This window comes from Sphingobacterium sp. NPDC055431, from assembly GCF_053644255.1.
This window is the reverse complement of sequence record NZ_JBSHLH010000010.1, coordinates 34,016-49,448: the sequence shown is the minus strand read 5'-3', so window position 1 is coordinate 49,448 and position 15,433 is coordinate 34,016. Positions and strand designations below refer to the sequence as shown.

Sequence of the window (15,433 nt, the reverse complement as noted above, 5' to 3'; positions counted from 1 at the left end):
GAATAATTGCATGTTCCTGATTGGGTTGAGGGCATGGCGGACATGCACCGCAGGCACCCTTTACGGTTCGATCCGGAGAAGGTTCAGGGCAAGTGTTTGTGGTTGTGGGGCTGAACCACTCCCAGCGGGATCAGTTCAAAAGAATCCCCAAGGCATTGTGCCCGCTTGGGATTCGAATAATTGCATGTTCCTGATTGGGTTGAGGGCATGGCGGACATGCACCGCAGGCACCCTTTACGGTTCGATCCGGAGAAGGTTCAGGGCAAGTGTCTGCGGATTGTGGGGCTGAACCACTCCCAGCGGGATCAGTTCAAAAGAATCCCCAAGGCATTGTGCCCGGTTGGGATTCGAATAATTGCATGTTCCGGGTAGGGCTCTGGGCATCACAAAGAACTTTCTTCTCAATTTACAGCCTCTGATACTGCAAAACTATCTTCTAATAAGGTGTATTCTACTATTTTCATATTTTGAAGTTTAAAATGAATGAAAAATATAGAGGTTACATCCTTGTTTGTTCTCAACATTTTGCTAGTGAATTCACCTTTTATCATAGCTTCATCTTTATCAGCTAAAATCTTTTGTATTTCAGCTGATAAGGGTTCTGTCTCTGCCCAAAGGAGCTGGAAAAAGCTTTCAATCTCAGCTTTATTTTTTCTTACACCTAGCCATTTCAGTCTGTCTGTATCCCCTGGAACTTCCCATTTCACTTCTTCAGCAAATAGATTAACTAGATTATTCAAATCTCTTTCCTGCATATACCTGAGGAAATCCGTAATAAATTCTCCTATTTTATTCATCGTTACATTTTATTTAAGGTCTTCATTTGTAGGTATGCCATCAATCCCACCCAGGCAGCAACTGCTAAAATTATTATAGATCCGATCATACTAATAGTAGAAAACAATAAGGCTGTAACTACTATACTAACAGCGACCCAAGTTACATCGATTCCGATAATAAATTTAGTCCATGACTTGTCTTGAAGGTGTTTAAAGGCAGTCAGGAGGACAAAGAGGGAAAACACAACCAGAAAAACACCGGTTCCAATAATTGGGACAGTGTTATTCACCTTAAAAATTCCTGCTACTACTTTTGAATTAAGAGCAATCAATAATCCTGTCAATCCTGAACTGATAGCATTTATCAGTAAAACATTTTTAAGTACCATAATCTTTGAATTTGTTTCTACAAAGTTATCTGTCAGCTGTTAGTTGCTAATTACCATTTGGCGACAATGGCTTGTCATCTCATGCCAGTTTTTGGTCAAATGATTGGTATATTTATACTTTTACACTATGAATTACAGAGAGATATTTTTACAGGCATTGCTGGTATTTTGTAAAGAGAGAGGCTTAGATATTGAGAAACTGGCATCATTTGCTGGGTTAAAACTTCAAGACCTTCACACAAAGTCATCGCTTAACATTTCAATCCAGCAGATGGAAGTCATTTGGAAAAACATAGTCCATCTCTCAAAAAATGAACTTTCTGGTTTCCATTTTGGGACTTCTATGCAAATTTCAGCTTTGGGTATAGTCGGACAGGTCATACAGATGAGCAGTAATGTTAAAGATGCATTAAAACATGCATGTTCCATGGTTCATTTATTGACTGACTTTTATTCTCTAAATGTAATAGAAAAGGAAAATACCTTTAATATTAGCTTCGAAAAAACAGGAGGTTATTCAGATACACCAACCGCTCAGGATCAGATGGGGGACTTTCTGTTGTCATTTGTACTATATGAGTTAAAAGGGTTGGTCTTAGAAAATCCTATCCCAATCTCTGCGAGTTTTCCAACATATAAAAAGCAGCATGAGAAAGAATATGAAGCTATATTAGGTTGTCCAGTAAAAAAGAGTGAAAACTATATCTTGGAATTCAAGAAGGATTACCTTAACACTAAAATCATAACGGCAAATTATGAAATTCAGAGCCTATTGATTGAAAAAATCAGCTTATTGCAAAATTCTCCTGCCTTAAAAGGAAACCTTTCAAAAAGGATATTTAATTTCTTGATCGCAAATTCCTACCTGTTTTCTTTATCCATTGAGTCTGTTTCAGGTAATTTCAATGTAAGTGTAAGGACACTTCAAAGGCAACTCAAACAAGAAGGGGTCTCTTATATTCAAATTGTCGAAGAGGTAAGAAAATCATTGGCCATTCATTATATGTGCAATAGTACGTCTTCTGTCAAGGAAATCTCAGCGGTTTTAGGATATGCAGAACCGAGTGGTTTTGTCAGAGCATTTAAAAAATGGACAGGTAAAACCCCAACAACTTTCAGGAAAAGCAATAATTGACCATGTAATACCGCTTCGGGATGCATACTAAAGCATCCTGAAAACTCCTCAGAATAACATTCCTTAAAATCGATATCTTTTTCTGTATTAATCTGTTAAACAATACTTAACTTTGTTAGTGAATACTAACTAACATAAGGTTTGTAGATATGAAGATTGAAGGATATACGGATAGACAAATTGAAATCATTGAAGCTGCTACTAGGAGAATTGACCGGTATGGCATTCAGAATTTGACCATTAAGAATCTAGCTGCAGATATCAAAGTAACTGAACCTGCCTTGTATAGGCATTTTAAGAGTAAGAATGATATTCTCATGAGCCTGCTTAATTATTTCATTGCCAGAATGGAAAAAAGGATCTCAAGCCTCTCTGTCAATAGTCAGAAGAGTCCTTCTGAGAATTTAATTGACCTGTTCAATTTCCAGTTCAAGACTTTTACTGAAAGACCGGCAGTTGTGAGTGTGATATTTGCTGAGAATATCTTTCATTTTGATGAAGGCCTAAGTATAAAGGTTGCTCAAATTTTGGACTTGATGCAGGGCTACGTAGAACAGAATATCCTGAATGGCCAATCCAACGGTGATTTCAATGCGGAGATACAATCTTCAACCTTAGCGACTATATTATTGGGTGGTATTCGACTAACAGTCCTTAAATGGAAGCTGTCTGGTAATAAGACAGATCTAATCAAGGATGGTAGGGCTGTGGTCAATGGAGTACTGAAAATGATTAAAACAAAATAAACAGAATATGAAAAAATTAATGCTATTGGGGATTAGCAGCATCTTACTATGGAGCTGCCATCAAAATTCAGAACATTCACACAATCACGACGCAGAAAACCATGCAGAACATCAGCATAATCATGCTGATGGTGCTTTGGAATTGAACAATGGAAAGAAATGGACGATGAATGAAGAAATGAAACCTTTTGTTTTGAAGGGGGTGGACTTGATTCAGATTTATGTACAGGAAAAACAAACCGATAATCTACGACTTGCAAAAGAATTAAAAGAACAGAATGATCAGCTCATAAAAAGCTGTACCATGGATGGGAAAGGACACGATGAATTGCATAAATGGTTACATCCTCATATGGAATTGGTCAAGGAGTTAGAAGCCGAGAAAAATCCTGAAAAGGTGAATGTCATCATTGCCAAGCTTCATGACTCCTATATGGAATTCAGTAAATTTTTTAACTAGGCCAATCCCATTATCATGAGTATGCAACGAAAATTTACCGTTTTCCATCGCCTGTTACATTGGATTATGGCTTTTGCAATGCCCGTTCTTTTCATAACAGGTTTTCTTAGGATGTACTGGATGGGCAAGGATAACATAATCCCTGTTTTAGAAAAGCAGGTTTCAGGCATTTCAAAAGAGCAGGTTTCTGAGGTTGTGAAGGGTATCCGTGAACCTATGTGGGAATGGCATGAGCTTTTTGCACATATTATGATTTTTTCTTTTCTAGCTAGGATTATCTATATGCTCGTTAAGGGGATCAGGTTTCCCAATCCATTCCTGAAGGTTCAGTCCTTAAAGGAGCGCTTACAAGGACTTACCTATGTCTATTTCTATCTTTTTGTAATGATCTCAGCAGCAACTGGAATCTGTATAGAAAAAGGCTTTTTTAGTCAATGGAAAGAAAGCATAGAAAGTGTCCATAAATGGGGACTTTACTGGTTTCCTTTATTTGTGGTGCTCCACTTGCTGGGAGTTTTTATCGCCGAAACTACAGACAAAAAAGGGATTACCTCTAAAATGATAGGAGGGGATAAAGAGGAGAAGTCTTAATATAAATGATTCAGAAAATGAGAGCTTTTGTGGTTTAAAAAACTATTGAAGCTCTTTTTTTTGACTAAACTTTATTTTACTCTGTAGGTCAGGACTGTCCAGTTTGATGAAGCATTGATTGAGTGCATTTTTTAAAAACTCACCACGAATTACCTTCTCCTTGATTTTCAAAACATTTGTTCTGATTTCTTCATATTCTGTGAGCGTAATATCGTCTAAAATTTGCTCAATGTCCTTTAAGCTTTTTATCGTACGGCCAAGATTATGCTCTTGAACAAATTTTGCCATGGCCGATTCTTCCCAGACGATGACGGGCAGACCTTGAGATAAGTATAACGATATCTTATGGGGGGTGGAATATTTTAAATATTGACCAGCCAGACCGGTACAGGTTTTTGTACTGTCTCCTTCCCAAACCAATCCAAATGAAATGCCACTGACGTCCATGGTTGGATGACCAGGATCGAATACACCTAAATATTCCATATTCTTATGCAATTCCACTGGTTCTAAATGTATGCCATACAGCTTCGTTTTGAACTTAGGCTTCCATTTATAGATGAAGGCTGCTTTTTCTGGGGTTAAGTTCCCCCCGAAAACAATATTCTTCTCCAATATCGCTGTTCCAACACCTGAAGGTTGATGGTTTGGATCGAGCCTGAAATCAAATAATTCTAAATCTACGACCTTATCAGCTGCGATATGATTGCTTATTAGCCATTTGGACATTTCCGCATTCTGCGAAATCAATACATCTGCAAAATCTAAATATTTAATCTCTAGCTCTGGGTCGATTTGCCCAATTCGCCTGATGGAATCTAAATCGATTATCATCATGATGATCCTCAAACCTTTATTAAGTTTTACCTTATATAGGCTAGAATAAACGGCTTTAGCCACTTCAAACAAGCTTTCAAAGGGAATCAGGACCATGATCACGTCATTAGAGTCCAATTCTCCTATATATTTTTTGAAGGCAAGGTAATTGGCATAATTTGCATATCGTCTAGAAATTATCCTTTTCAACCTGTATTTGGAATCTTTTAACGTGATCTTATAAAATTCATAGGTATTGGAATCAGATAGGTCTGACTTGATGGTTTCAAAAACATCGTATCTTGCTTTAAAACCAGCATGAAAATCTTTATAATATAAATCATTGATAATGTGGAAATTCATATGTCAATCTATCAATAAAATGAATTTTAATAATTGTCGCCTCAAACCTTACACTTTACAATATTGTTAAATTTTTCTCGGTATTTAAAATTATATTAAAAATTCTCTTATTATTAAAAATACTTGGATATCAAGCCTTTGAGATAATTGTGTGTTAATTTTAGATAAATTCTCCCCATTCAAAGCCTTGACGAACTCTTAAACTGCTATATTTTTCAAACAAATTTGCTTTCCAATCATTTAATGGATATAAAATATACATGACACAATGAAAAAACTATTTATACCAATCATCTTGAATGCACTGCTACTTGCTTCCTGTAGCAATAATGCCGGTTCGAAGCAAGATGGAAATACTAGCAATGACAGCACAAACGAGATTTCTGAAGCAAACAGGGAACGTGTTCCATTTGTATTAGGCGAAAATTATTTTGTAAAAAATACCGTTGCAGAGGATAAAAATGGAGCCCACAAAATTGAAACTCAAGAAGCTTTTGATGAATTCTTTTCGCCAGCAGCAACCATGGGCGATTCTGGAATGCCCAGTAATATCGATTTTGATAAGCAGTTTGTTATTGCGATCATTTCAGCGAGCTCGGATTTAAAACCTAGCATTGATTCCATTTCTCTGAATAAAGAAGGAGCAGAGTTATTGCTTAAATATAAAGAGTCTTTCGGCGAAAAACAGAGTTTTACCATGCGTCCTATGGCCATATTAATCGTTGATAAGAAATTTGATGGTGTATTGAAGCCTGAGGTAATGAGTACGTTATAAGACCTAAACATATTCATCCATAGCTGAATACCTATCTAAAAGCTTTCTATCAAAAAAAAGAGGCTCCTTTGAAAATACTTTTCAAGGAGCCTCTTTTTTTTGATATTTTCTTGGAAATATGAAAAGAATATTCTCTATATTTATGATATCAAAATAATATCATAATAAATCATAATTATGGAAAAGATCATTAAACCAACATCAGGCTATTTAGCATTAGGGATACTGTTTTTAAGCCTTCTAGGAATTATTTTCTCGTTTATTCAGATAGGCTCACATGGGCAGATTGGATATGTACCAGTCTTGGTGGTCCTGTTCATTGTTTTTATTGTAATCGTGAAAGGGTTGATCATTGTCAATCCAAACCATTCCCGTGTTTTGAATCTATTTGGTAAATATGTTGGCACCATCAAGGCAAATGGTCTGTTTTTTATCAATCCATTCTTTACGGCGCAGAAAATTAGCCTTAGATCAGAAAACTTACAGGGCCAGACCTTGAAGGTGAACGATAAATTGGGGAATCCAATTGAGATTGCGGCAGTAATCGTTTGGAAAATTGGTGATACCTACAAGGCGGCTTATGAGGTACAGAGCTATATGGACTACGTGAGGGTTCAGAGCGAAGCTGCTGTACGACATCTTGCCGTAAGTTTTGCCTATGATAGTTTTGAGGATGAGAATGCTGACCTAACCTTGAGAGATGGTGGGGAAGATGTCAATAAAATCTTGGAATCCGAGCTGTCAGCACGTCTATCCAAAGCTGGGGTAGTGGTAGAAGAGGCTAGGATTACGCATCTGGCCTATGCACCAGAAATTGCAGGGGCAATGTTGCAGCGTCAACAGGCATCAGCAATTGTAGCTGCCAGAGCAAAAATCGTTGAAGGTGCCGTCGGTATGGTTGAAATGGCACTCCAAAAGCTATCGGAAAAGAATATTGTGGAATTGGACGATGAGCGAAAAGCTGCGATGGTCAGTAATTTGATGGTGGTTCTCTGTGGAGAGAAGGCCGCACAACCTATTGTAAATGCAGGAACCCTTTATAATTAATTTAAGAAGGAGTAATTCCGGATAGTTAAGAAAGATTTATGAAAAAGAGTTTTGTGATCAGGGTAGATGAAGAAACCTTTAAGCTATTGGAAGCCTGGGCTCAGGATGAATTTAGGAGCGTTAATGGACAGATAGAATTTCTGATCCATCAAGGTTTGCAGAAATCTGGCCGAATGAAAAAAACAAAAGCAAAAAACACAAATGGATCAGTTGATGAAAGCAACTGATCCATTTCACATATTTTTAGTCCCTCCGGATATATTCTCTGTCATCATCCGACATTTCATCATCATTCCCTAAAAACAATTGATCTTCGGTAGGATTCACCGTATTGGTAATCCCATATTCCTTTGGGTGCTTGTTCTTTCTTCTAAATAGAATAGCACCGACAATGACCCCTAGAAGAAAAAATATCCCTAGAATAATCAATTTCGAAGTGCGGATGTCCCCAAATAGCCAAAATGAAGCTTCCTCTTTATTGTTGAAAAGGACAATGGCTAATAAGGCCAATAATACGGCGATTACAATGGTCTTTGGTTTCATATCGATAATCTTAAAGGACAAAACTATAAAAATAAGCTAGGATTTCAATTTTTAGTAACAATATGCTTGCTCTAAATCTTCAAGTGATAGACTTTATTAAAATTTATCGTAATTTTATTTAGTTTCCTAATATTAAAAGTTTGAGATAGTTTTTACTGGCAGTTAGGTTCTAAGCTGCAATTTTTTAGCCAATTTGGTTTTTATAAATTCTGTTAATGAACTTTTTGGCACGTTTTAGGTTAATACAGTAGAATAATCTTGAGTATATTGACGTTAAATTATTATAAACTAAATACTAAACAAAGGGAATATTGATAAAGGATTTTATTGGGAATACACCGTTAAGAAGGGAGGATTTTTTATCCAAGAAATATGGAACAAACATCTTAATCAAGGAGGAGTTCTATAATCCTGGAAAATCATCTAAAGATAGGGCCGCATGGTTTATGGTTGAAGATGCCATTAAGCGCAATAAAATTGTTGAGGGAGGCACATTTGTCGAAGCAAGTAGTGGTAATACCGGTATTAGCATCGCTCTGATCGCAAAAGAGCTTGGCTATAGGTCGAAGATATTTGTTTCTGCCAGTTGTTCTGATGAAAAGATTAAATTATTGGAGAGCTATGGTGCAGAAATTGAACGATGCGATAATTCCAATGGTTTGCATGTTTTCAATTCCACTCAATATCTTGCACAGGCTTTTTGTTCCAACAATCCCAATACCTATTTTACGAACCAATACTATAACTCAAACAACATCAAAGCACATTATATTACAACAGGACCGGAGATTTGGCTGCAGACAAATACTGCAGTCACCCATGTTTTGGTAGGTGTTGGTACAGGTGGTTCCATTTCAGGAATTGGAAGGTATTTAAAGGAGCGTAATCCCGCGATCAAGATCTGGGGCGTTGAACCAAAGAATTCCGTCTATCATCTGTTTATGGACAATAAACCAATCCCTGAGGAAGAAGTCCGTTTTGATGCCATAGAAGGTATTGGCCGGACATTTATTCCAGGAGCATTTGACAAACAAGTAGTCGATCATATCTTTCAAATCGGAAAAGATAAATCAGAAGCCATCGCCCATCAATATCTGGAGGAATGTGGTGATTTATTGGGGTTTTCAAGTGCAGCGGTCTTGGCCACTTTGGATGAGAACATTGAAAGAATGAATTTAAAAGAAACGGATCAAGTGGTCTTGTTTTTTCCAGACCATGGTACTCGCTATATTAACAAGTTATATCAGGATTTTTATCCTCAACCTAAGGTAAAGGAAAACTATAATGCATCAATATAATGATATCGCAATTCCAATAGCTTGGCCCGACCAAACGGCGAGGGGTGATGAGTTATGGATGGCCATATTAAAGAAATTAGGGATAGTAAAGAACCTTAATTTCAAGGTAGGGCATGCAGCAATAGTTTTAATTGAAAGAAAGTCTGGAGATCTCAGGTATTTTGACTTTGGACGTTATATCGTTCCTCGAGGATTTGGAAGAGCGCGATCCAGTGAGTTTGATCCAAGGTTGGAGTTGCACAGTAAAGCTACCTTTTCGGAAGACAATCAATTGATGAATTTTGAAGAGATCCTCGTCGAATTGTCCAAAAAAGAATCTGCTACCCATGGGGCAGGCCGGTTGTTATGTTCAATCGCCGAAAATGTTTCCTTTCGGAAAGGAGTTGAATATGCCGAATCCCTGGTAGATAAGGGACCTATTTTGTACGGAGCCATCGCTCCGAATAATAACAGTTGTTCACGGTATGTAGCCCAGATCTTGGTCAATGCGATGGAAAAGAATGATCCGCGCTGTAATAAAATCTTTTTTCCGGAATGCCTGAAGGCAAGTCCTACCAGCAATGTTGTCAATGCTGTTGATGATAATGAGATCTATTGTTTCCACAATGGCGTTTTGGAAAAGAAAAGGATGGGACGTTGGGAGTCATTAAAATTCCAGGTCGATCTCTTGAAACCTAATTTCTTGAAATCAAGGTCGCATGAAGTTCCTGATGATCTTTTATTGGGTTTTATCGAAGAACCTAAAAGGCCAAAGGACCTTCCGAACAAGGCAGAGTGGCTTGGTGGATTGGGTGAAGGTTGTTGGTATTCCATTTCAGCAAATCTAGATGAAGCTGAAATAAGTAAGTTCAACCATAAAGGAGAGGTTGAATACTCCGTAATCGGAACTACAGATGCTGCATACAGTGATTTACATGATTTTAAGTTTAGTTATCATGTTCACCATAAAAAGCATCTCGTTAAACAAAATGATAAGGAAATGGTGTTTAAGACACTAGATATTAATAATTTAAATTTAAAACAATCTATCTAAAAAAGTATAATAAGAAATGGAATTAAAAATTTTAAAAGCAAAAATTCATACCGTAAAAGTAACAGAGGCAAATGTGAGCTATAATGGTTCTATCACCATTGATGCAGATTTATTGGATGCTGCTGGTATTGTAAAATATGAGCAGGTATATATCAATAATGCTGTAAATGGTAGTCGTATCATGACTTATGTCCTTCCTGGCAAGAGAGGAAGTGGCGAAGTATGTATGAATGGTGGTGCAGCATTACATGCTAAAGTAGGCGACACTGTACACATTCTTTCTTTTGTGAACTTAAGTCCTGAAGAGGCAGAAACCTATCAACCGACTTTGGTCTTTACGGAAGGTAATAATGAAATTAAATCTGTAGAGAAATATAACTACTAAGATTTAACCATACAATTTATTGGGCTGTCTACATTTTGTAGATGGCCTTTTTTATTGGTTATTGCTGATATTCGTGATATTTGTATGGCGAGAGGCTGGCGCTTTTCATACATTGTCAATTTTTGTCATTCTATGATTTAGCTAATATAATGCTCGCCTTAAATATTGTTTTTTTATATAATTATTGCATCCTGATGCTTGCAGGATGAAACTTTAAGCATTAAGTTTAAAAAATCACTGAAATCAGTGAAGGATAAGTGTTTTTAAGTTGATAATTTCGAAAACTTAAAATTTGGATTGCTAATACTATTAATATGTTGAAAATGATCAGGAAAATCGGGTTACTTGTTATTAGTTCTATTTTTTGTTTATTGCTGAGTTCTTGTTTTGATGTTGTGGAAGAGATCAACATGAAAAGTAATGGCAGTGGATCTATCGTAGGGACACTGAACATGAGCAAGAGCCGTACAAAGGTATCATCCCTAATGAAGTTGGATAAGATAGATGGGTTCAAGATCCCAAATCAGGCTGAGATCAGAAAAGAAGTGGCTACCATCGTTCAGTTATTAAAGAATACCAAAGGGATCAGTAACGTAGATTATAAGCTTGATTTTAATAATTATATAGCGAGTGTGTCCTGTGATTTCCAAAATGTGCAGGCCTTAAATTCCTATACAGAAACACTCTCTAAACATTTCAAGACCAAATTAAACACTTACTCGAGCTATAGTTTTAATCCAAGTAACAAAACCTTTGTGCGTAACTATAAGTATAGTACCGAGGCAAAAAAAGAGTTTGACAAACTAAAGCCTGAAAATCAAAAATCATTTGATCAGGCATTTTACACCAGTATTTATCGTTTTCAAAATCCTGTCATCAAACAGGACAATACGAGCGGTAAGGTTTCAGGCAACAAGCAAGCTGTGATGGTCAAGGTTTCCGTTCCTAGCTTAATTAATGGTAAAGCCAACCTATCTAACAATATTGTCCTTAAATAATTTAAGAATATCTAATAAAACATATATGAATAACTTGAAACTTGCCATCGCCTTATTGGCAGTAAGTCTGGGAGGGAATGTATATTCGCAAGATCTCTTGTCAAAGGTTCCTGCTGAATCTAAAGTGGTGGTCGCATTGAATGGAAAAGGATTTTTCAAACATGCGAGTGCCCAACAATTGAACGAAATCTTGAAAAGAGCTGGTCTGTTTAAAAAAATTGCAGAAGACAACAGTAAATTTCAATCTGAAAATATCGAAGAGTTAGGAATCGATATCAATGCAAAATCTTATTTGTATACCAATGTCAATGATAGCATGCAGTTCTTCGGAGCTATGATGCCATTAAAAAATAAGGCTCAATTTGAATCGATCTTTCCTGAAGAGTATACTATCGATGTACAAGGTGACCTAAATACCATCTATAGTGAAGATAGGACACTCCGTATCAGTTGGAATCAAAATACCATTTTTCTTTTAGCTGGTGTGCCCATGGACAACTATTTCAGCCGTGAGGACATCAAACAGAAATTTGGCCTTTTGGAATTGCCCGAGTATGATTACGCGGCGGAAGACTATGACTATGATTATGATGGAGTGGATTCAGTAGCAGTGGCAGCTGATAGCACCTTGGATTGGGAAGCTTGGGCCGAAGCTGCGGACACTGTGTATCAAATTGAGGAAGAAGCTCCAGTAGAAAGAGATACATCAGATCTGTATAGTTTGCCATTGCCTCCCGAAAAAGTGGCTCAACCTGGGGAAGAAGGTTATATCGCTCCACCGATGGTACCGGATGAGTTTACTTACGTGGATTCCGTTTTAGAAAAGGATGAATATCAAGACGATTATTATCTAAAATACAGCGAGACATCGAATCATAATGACTCCATTAAGAATATTTTTGCCAACCAAGAAGTCAATAACCTAATGGATCGAATTATTGCCGGAAATATTAAAAGCTATAAATCGAAAAAGATGACTTCTATGAAAGATAATGAACTGCTTAGAATTGAAATAGGTTCATTAGACAGCTTAATGCATTTTTATTACCCTAGAAACCTTCTTTATGGTTATATGAGCGGACAGCCAGCTTTTGACTATGGATACGAAAGCATCAACAGTACTGTTGTTGTTGACGGAAATAGGATGAAGATCCTTGGTGATGTCAGCTTTGATAAGGAGATGACAAGGTACTATAAGGAAATGTACAATAAAAAAATCAATCCTAAGGTTGTAAACTACTTAAATGACGATGCTTTAGGATTCCTTTCGATCAACCTTAATACCGAAGCTTACTTGAAGCACATGCCTAGGATCGTACAGCGCGTTTATGGTGGTATGGATGGTAAAGTTGAGAAGATCATTGATCTGTTTACCACAAGTATGGAGATTATTGTAGATGAAAAAGCAGTTGCCAAAGTATTTAAAGGAGATAACCTGTTCATCTTGAATGGAATTACCCAAAAAGAAGTGAAATATATTGACTATGAATATGATGATGATTACAATTATCAAGAGATAGAAAAAACCAAAATGGAGAAAATCCCGAACTACCTGTGGATGTTCTCTTCCGATGATACTCGCATATTTGAAAAAATCTTTGCTATTTTAGAGATTGAGAACAATATGGTAAACCATGATGGAATCTATGAGATTGTTGGTGGAAAGGTTGATGAATTTGCTCCATACATCTTGATCCAGCAAGGGATTGTTTTCTTGGGCAATGATTTAGAGCAGATGAAACAGATCAAGGATAAAACCTTTAAAGGAAACCCAGGAAGATTTGCTGCAATCGCCAAGAAAAATAAATTCTCCATGTTGTTCAACACTAAAAAGGTTCCAAGTATGGTCGATGATCTAGATCTTCCGGTACATCGTTCGATGGAGAGTGAATTGAAAGGTCTGTCCGAATACGGTGATATCTATATGATCAGCAATGGATTGAAAGGCAAGAATTTTACATGGGAAGCCGGTGTGGATTTTCCTAAGACCGGAAAAAATGCTTTAGATTTCTTGCTCAATTCTATGGACCGTGTCAGTAAATCGTTAAATGATTAACCTATGGGTTGGATAAAAAAAACAATAGTATTTATATTAGGACTTATAGCCGTATTGGCTATAAGTTTTTTTGTTTTTAAGTATTATAGATCTTCAAATGCAGAAAACATTAAAATCCCTGAAAATTCAGTTTCAGTAATTCGATTGGATGTGGATGGTCTTCTCTTGAAGATGCTCAAGAATTCCCTTTCCAATTATTCGGAATATTACGGTTCCAAACAGGATACCAGTACAATAGGGGGTAAAGCCAAGTTGTGGAATATAGGAGTACACATACCTGCAAAATTATATATGTTTAGTTTAAGTGATACTTCACATCATTACTATGCAGTTTTGGAAGTAACGGATAGGGCTGATATCCAAAATTTCCTAAAGGGTCAATTAGGATTAAGCCAAGATTCTGTTTTCCAAGGTTTGGAAAAAGGGCAGGAGCTATATTTCAAAAAGCATGTAAAGGCTCTCTTTGATGATCAAAGATTGATATTATCATTAGGAAAAGACCAGCAAGCTGAAACCATGTTAACATTGTTGAAATCCGACCAAGGGGAGTGGGTTTATGCCAATGAGTTTGGCAAAACGCTGAAGGAGATCCAAGATACTGATATGAGCTTTGTGGACAAGAAAGACAATTGGGCTACTGTTAATTTTCAAAATGGAAGATTTGATATTGATGCCTTTGTAAAATCCTCTTTATTGGGTTTTCCATCAAAGCCTGTCCAAGCCGTAATACCTGAAGACAACGTGCTTTATATGGCCTTAAACTCTGATCTTTCCCTTATTTTGAAGGATAAAGAAGCCGAACTGGAAAAATTAAAACTACCGGTCGATAGTATCTATAAGTATGTTGGGAATTTTGCAACTATTGAATTGAAGGATAAAGAAGTGCTAGAGTCTGATACCATCATTACCTATGATTATGATGATAATTTTGAGATGACCGAGAAAAAGGAAATCAATCAGGTTGAAGTTCCTTCATTAACCTTTCAAGTTATGGCCTCCCCACATTTATTAGGATATCTTCCAGAAAAGATGTTCTATAAGTTTGGCAAGGACTTTCATAATGGTTTGATAAGATTGAGTACAGATCCTGCAGCATTTGGCCAAAATATTGATCTGCAGCCATCACCTAATGTATTTGTATTGAGCTACCAGAAAAAACCTGTTTCGGCGAAATACTTAGGCTGGTTACCGAATTATGATAAAATCTTAAAAGGGGATCTGAACGGTATCGCTGAGGGATCAAATAGCCTACGTTTAAAGGGTGGATTTGCCTTTGAAAACTCTGCGATTAATTCTTTTTATCAAATTATTGGGTCTAAGTAAAGTGCTGATACTCAATGTTCAAACATTTAATTATTAATGCTTTATTAAAAATTTAAACTTTTGGCTTAGATTTTGGTCATATATAACGAACAACATGAATATAGTATGAAAAGATTTTTGGGATTATTATTAGTAGCATTTATGGCATTTAGTGTATCAGCATGTTATACACACCATCATCATCCGCATGGAATGCCTCCAGGACAGGCTAAGAAGAAATACGGTGGTAAATCCGCAAAACGTTATGCACCTGGTCAACAAAAGAAAAAATACAAAGGTAATAAAGGTAGACATAATCATCCTGGACATAGGGTAGATGTATTGTGGCAATATTAACCAATAGGAATTAGTATCGGAAATTTAGCATTTCCGTTAAAAATAGGATTCTAGAAGCCCTTCTTAAATATATGAGGGGCTTTTTCTTTGCCATTGAATTAATTGCATTGGTGAATATTCTATCCGATTATTGGGAATTTAAACTGTTCTTGCATCCCATTCCAACGATATACTCCACTAAAAAGGTACTTTTGAATAGGAAATCAATGGATTGAAATATGGGTTTCATTCGAGACTTATTCGAGGCATATTCGAGAATAGATTTGCTTGTATTGCGAAAATTCGGAATGTGTCTCGAATGAGGTCAATATTAAATCCATTTAGACTGCTCTTTCAAAAAAAATATGATGAAAGATCCTC

General features: G+C 36.6%; 18 protein-coding genes. 14 read left to right on the top strand and 4 right to left on the bottom strand.

Features of this window, described 5'->3' with window-relative positions; translation table 11 throughout:
• Positions 1-401 precede the first annotated feature (401 nt).
• Both ACWIB3_RS10615 and ACWIB3_RS10610 read right to left on the bottom strand, forming a co-directional pair.
• On the bottom strand, positions 402-797 hold the full coding sequence (locus ACWIB3_RS10615) for a nuclear transport factor 2 family protein (RefSeq protein ID WP_454291567.1): 396 nt from the start codon (positions 795-797) through the stop codon (positions 402-404).
• 2 nt (positions 798-799) lie between these two features.
• Entirely contained in the window at positions 800-1,168 is a 369-nt protein-coding gene (locus tag ACWIB3_RS10610) for a hypothetical protein (protein ID WP_454291566.1), read from the bottom strand.
• A 127-nt stretch (positions 1,169-1,295) separates the two neighbouring features.
• Between ACWIB3_RS10610 and ACWIB3_RS10605 the strand changes: the two genes are divergently transcribed.
• The 4 genes from ACWIB3_RS10605 to ACWIB3_RS10590 all read left to right on the top strand — a co-directional run bounded on the left by ACWIB3_RS10605 (position 1,296) and on the right by ACWIB3_RS10590 (position 4,100).
• Positions 1,296-2,303: an AraC family transcriptional regulator ligand-binding domain-containing protein gene (locus tag ACWIB3_RS10605; protein ID WP_454291565.1), complete on the top strand. Its 1,008-nt coding sequence runs from the start codon at positions 1,296-1,298 to the stop codon at positions 2,301-2,303.
• A gap of 149 nt (positions 2,304-2,452) precedes the next feature.
• Positions 2,453-3,049 (top strand): TetR/AcrR family transcriptional regulator, encoded by a 597-nt coding sequence (locus tag ACWIB3_RS10600; protein ID WP_454291564.1) that lies wholly within the window; start codon positions 2,453-2,455, stop codon positions 3,047-3,049.
• A gap of 7 nt (positions 3,050-3,056) precedes the next feature.
• The gene (locus ACWIB3_RS10595) at positions 3,057-3,509 is read left to right on the top strand and encodes a hypothetical protein (protein WP_185212034.1); all 453 of its coding nucleotides are present in this window, start codon (positions 3,057-3,059) and stop codon (positions 3,507-3,509) included.
• A 15-nt stretch (positions 3,510-3,524) separates the two neighbouring features.
• Positions 3,525-4,100: a cytochrome b/b6 domain-containing protein gene (locus ACWIB3_RS10590; RefSeq protein ID WP_454291563.1), complete on the top strand. Its 576-nt coding sequence runs from the start codon at positions 3,525-3,527 to the stop codon at positions 4,098-4,100.
• Positions 4,101-4,142: 42 nt separating this feature from the next.
• Here the strand turns inward: ACWIB3_RS10590 and ACWIB3_RS10585 are convergent, their stop codons facing one another.
• Positions 4,143-5,279, bottom strand: coding sequence for a hypothetical protein (locus ACWIB3_RS10585; protein ID WP_454291562.1), 1,137 nt, complete (start codon positions 5,277-5,279; stop codon positions 4,143-4,145).
• A 268-nt stretch (positions 5,280-5,547) separates the two neighbouring features.
• On the opposite strand from ACWIB3_RS10585, the gene ACWIB3_RS10580 reads away from it, so the two are divergent.
• From ACWIB3_RS10580 to ACWIB3_RS10570, 3 genes are all read left to right on the top strand, one after another.
• The gene (locus tag ACWIB3_RS10580; protein ID WP_454291561.1) at positions 5,548-6,054 is read left to right on the top strand and encodes a hypothetical protein; all 507 of its coding nucleotides are present in this window, start codon (positions 5,548-5,550) and stop codon (positions 6,052-6,054) included.
• A gap of 177 nt (positions 6,055-6,231) precedes the next feature.
• Positions 6,232-7,101, top strand: coding sequence for an SPFH domain-containing protein (locus tag ACWIB3_RS10575; protein WP_454291560.1), 870 nt, complete (start codon positions 6,232-6,234; stop codon positions 7,099-7,101).
• 38 nt (positions 7,102-7,139) lie between these two features.
• Positions 7,140-7,328 carry an Arc family DNA binding domain-containing protein gene (locus ACWIB3_RS10570; protein WP_185212039.1) on the top strand — a complete coding sequence of 63 codons (189 nt, stop codon included), beginning with the start codon at positions 7,140-7,142 and terminating at the stop codon, positions 7,326-7,328.
• 16 nt (positions 7,329-7,344) lie between these two features.
• On the opposite strand, the gene ACWIB3_RS10565 is transcribed toward ACWIB3_RS10570, so the two are convergent.
• Positions 7,345-7,644, bottom strand: coding sequence for an LPXTG cell wall anchor domain-containing protein (locus ACWIB3_RS10565; protein WP_185212040.1), 300 nt, complete (start codon positions 7,642-7,644; stop codon positions 7,345-7,347).
• Between the two features lie 311 nt (positions 7,645-7,955).
• Here ACWIB3_RS10565 and ACWIB3_RS10560 point away from each other — a divergent pair, with 311 nt between their 5' ends.
• From ACWIB3_RS10560 to ACWIB3_RS10530, 7 genes are all read left to right on the top strand, one after another.
• The gene (locus tag ACWIB3_RS10560) at positions 7,956-8,942 is read left to right on the top strand and encodes a PLP-dependent cysteine synthase family protein (protein ID WP_185216139.1); all 987 of its coding nucleotides are present in this window, start codon (positions 7,956-7,958) and stop codon (positions 8,940-8,942) included.
• Positions 8,929-9,975 (top strand): DUF6695 family protein, encoded by a 1,047-nt coding sequence (locus ACWIB3_RS10555; RefSeq protein WP_454291559.1) that lies wholly within the window; start codon positions 8,929-8,931, stop codon positions 9,973-9,975. The genes ACWIB3_RS10560 and ACWIB3_RS10555 overlap by 14 nt, the downstream gene beginning before the upstream one ends.
• 16 nt (positions 9,976-9,991) lie before the next feature.
• Positions 9,992-10,360, top strand: a complete 369-nt coding sequence (panD, locus tag ACWIB3_RS10550) for an aspartate 1-decarboxylase (protein ID WP_093096189.1) — start codon at positions 9,992-9,994, stop codon at positions 10,358-10,360.
• A 323-nt stretch (positions 10,361-10,683) separates the two neighbouring features.
• A complete protein-coding gene (locus tag ACWIB3_RS10545; RefSeq protein WP_254526960.1) occupies positions 10,684-11,358 on the top strand; it encodes a hypothetical protein in 675 nt (224 codons plus the stop codon).
• 25 nt (positions 11,359-11,383) lie between these two features.
• Entirely contained in the window at positions 11,384-13,414 is a 2,031-nt protein-coding gene (locus ACWIB3_RS10540; protein WP_454291558.1) for a hypothetical protein, read from the top strand.
• Between the two features lie 3 nt (positions 13,415-13,417).
• Positions 13,418-14,737 carry a hypothetical protein gene (locus tag ACWIB3_RS10535; protein WP_454291557.1) on the top strand — a complete coding sequence of 440 codons (1,320 nt, stop codon included), beginning with the start codon at positions 13,418-13,420 and terminating at the stop codon, positions 14,735-14,737.
• A gap of 141 nt (positions 14,738-14,878) precedes the next feature.
• A complete protein-coding gene (locus ACWIB3_RS10530) occupies positions 14,879-15,073 on the top strand; it encodes a hypothetical protein (RefSeq protein WP_237219458.1) in 195 nt (64 codons plus the stop codon).
• Positions 15,074-15,433: the final 360 nt, after the last annotated feature.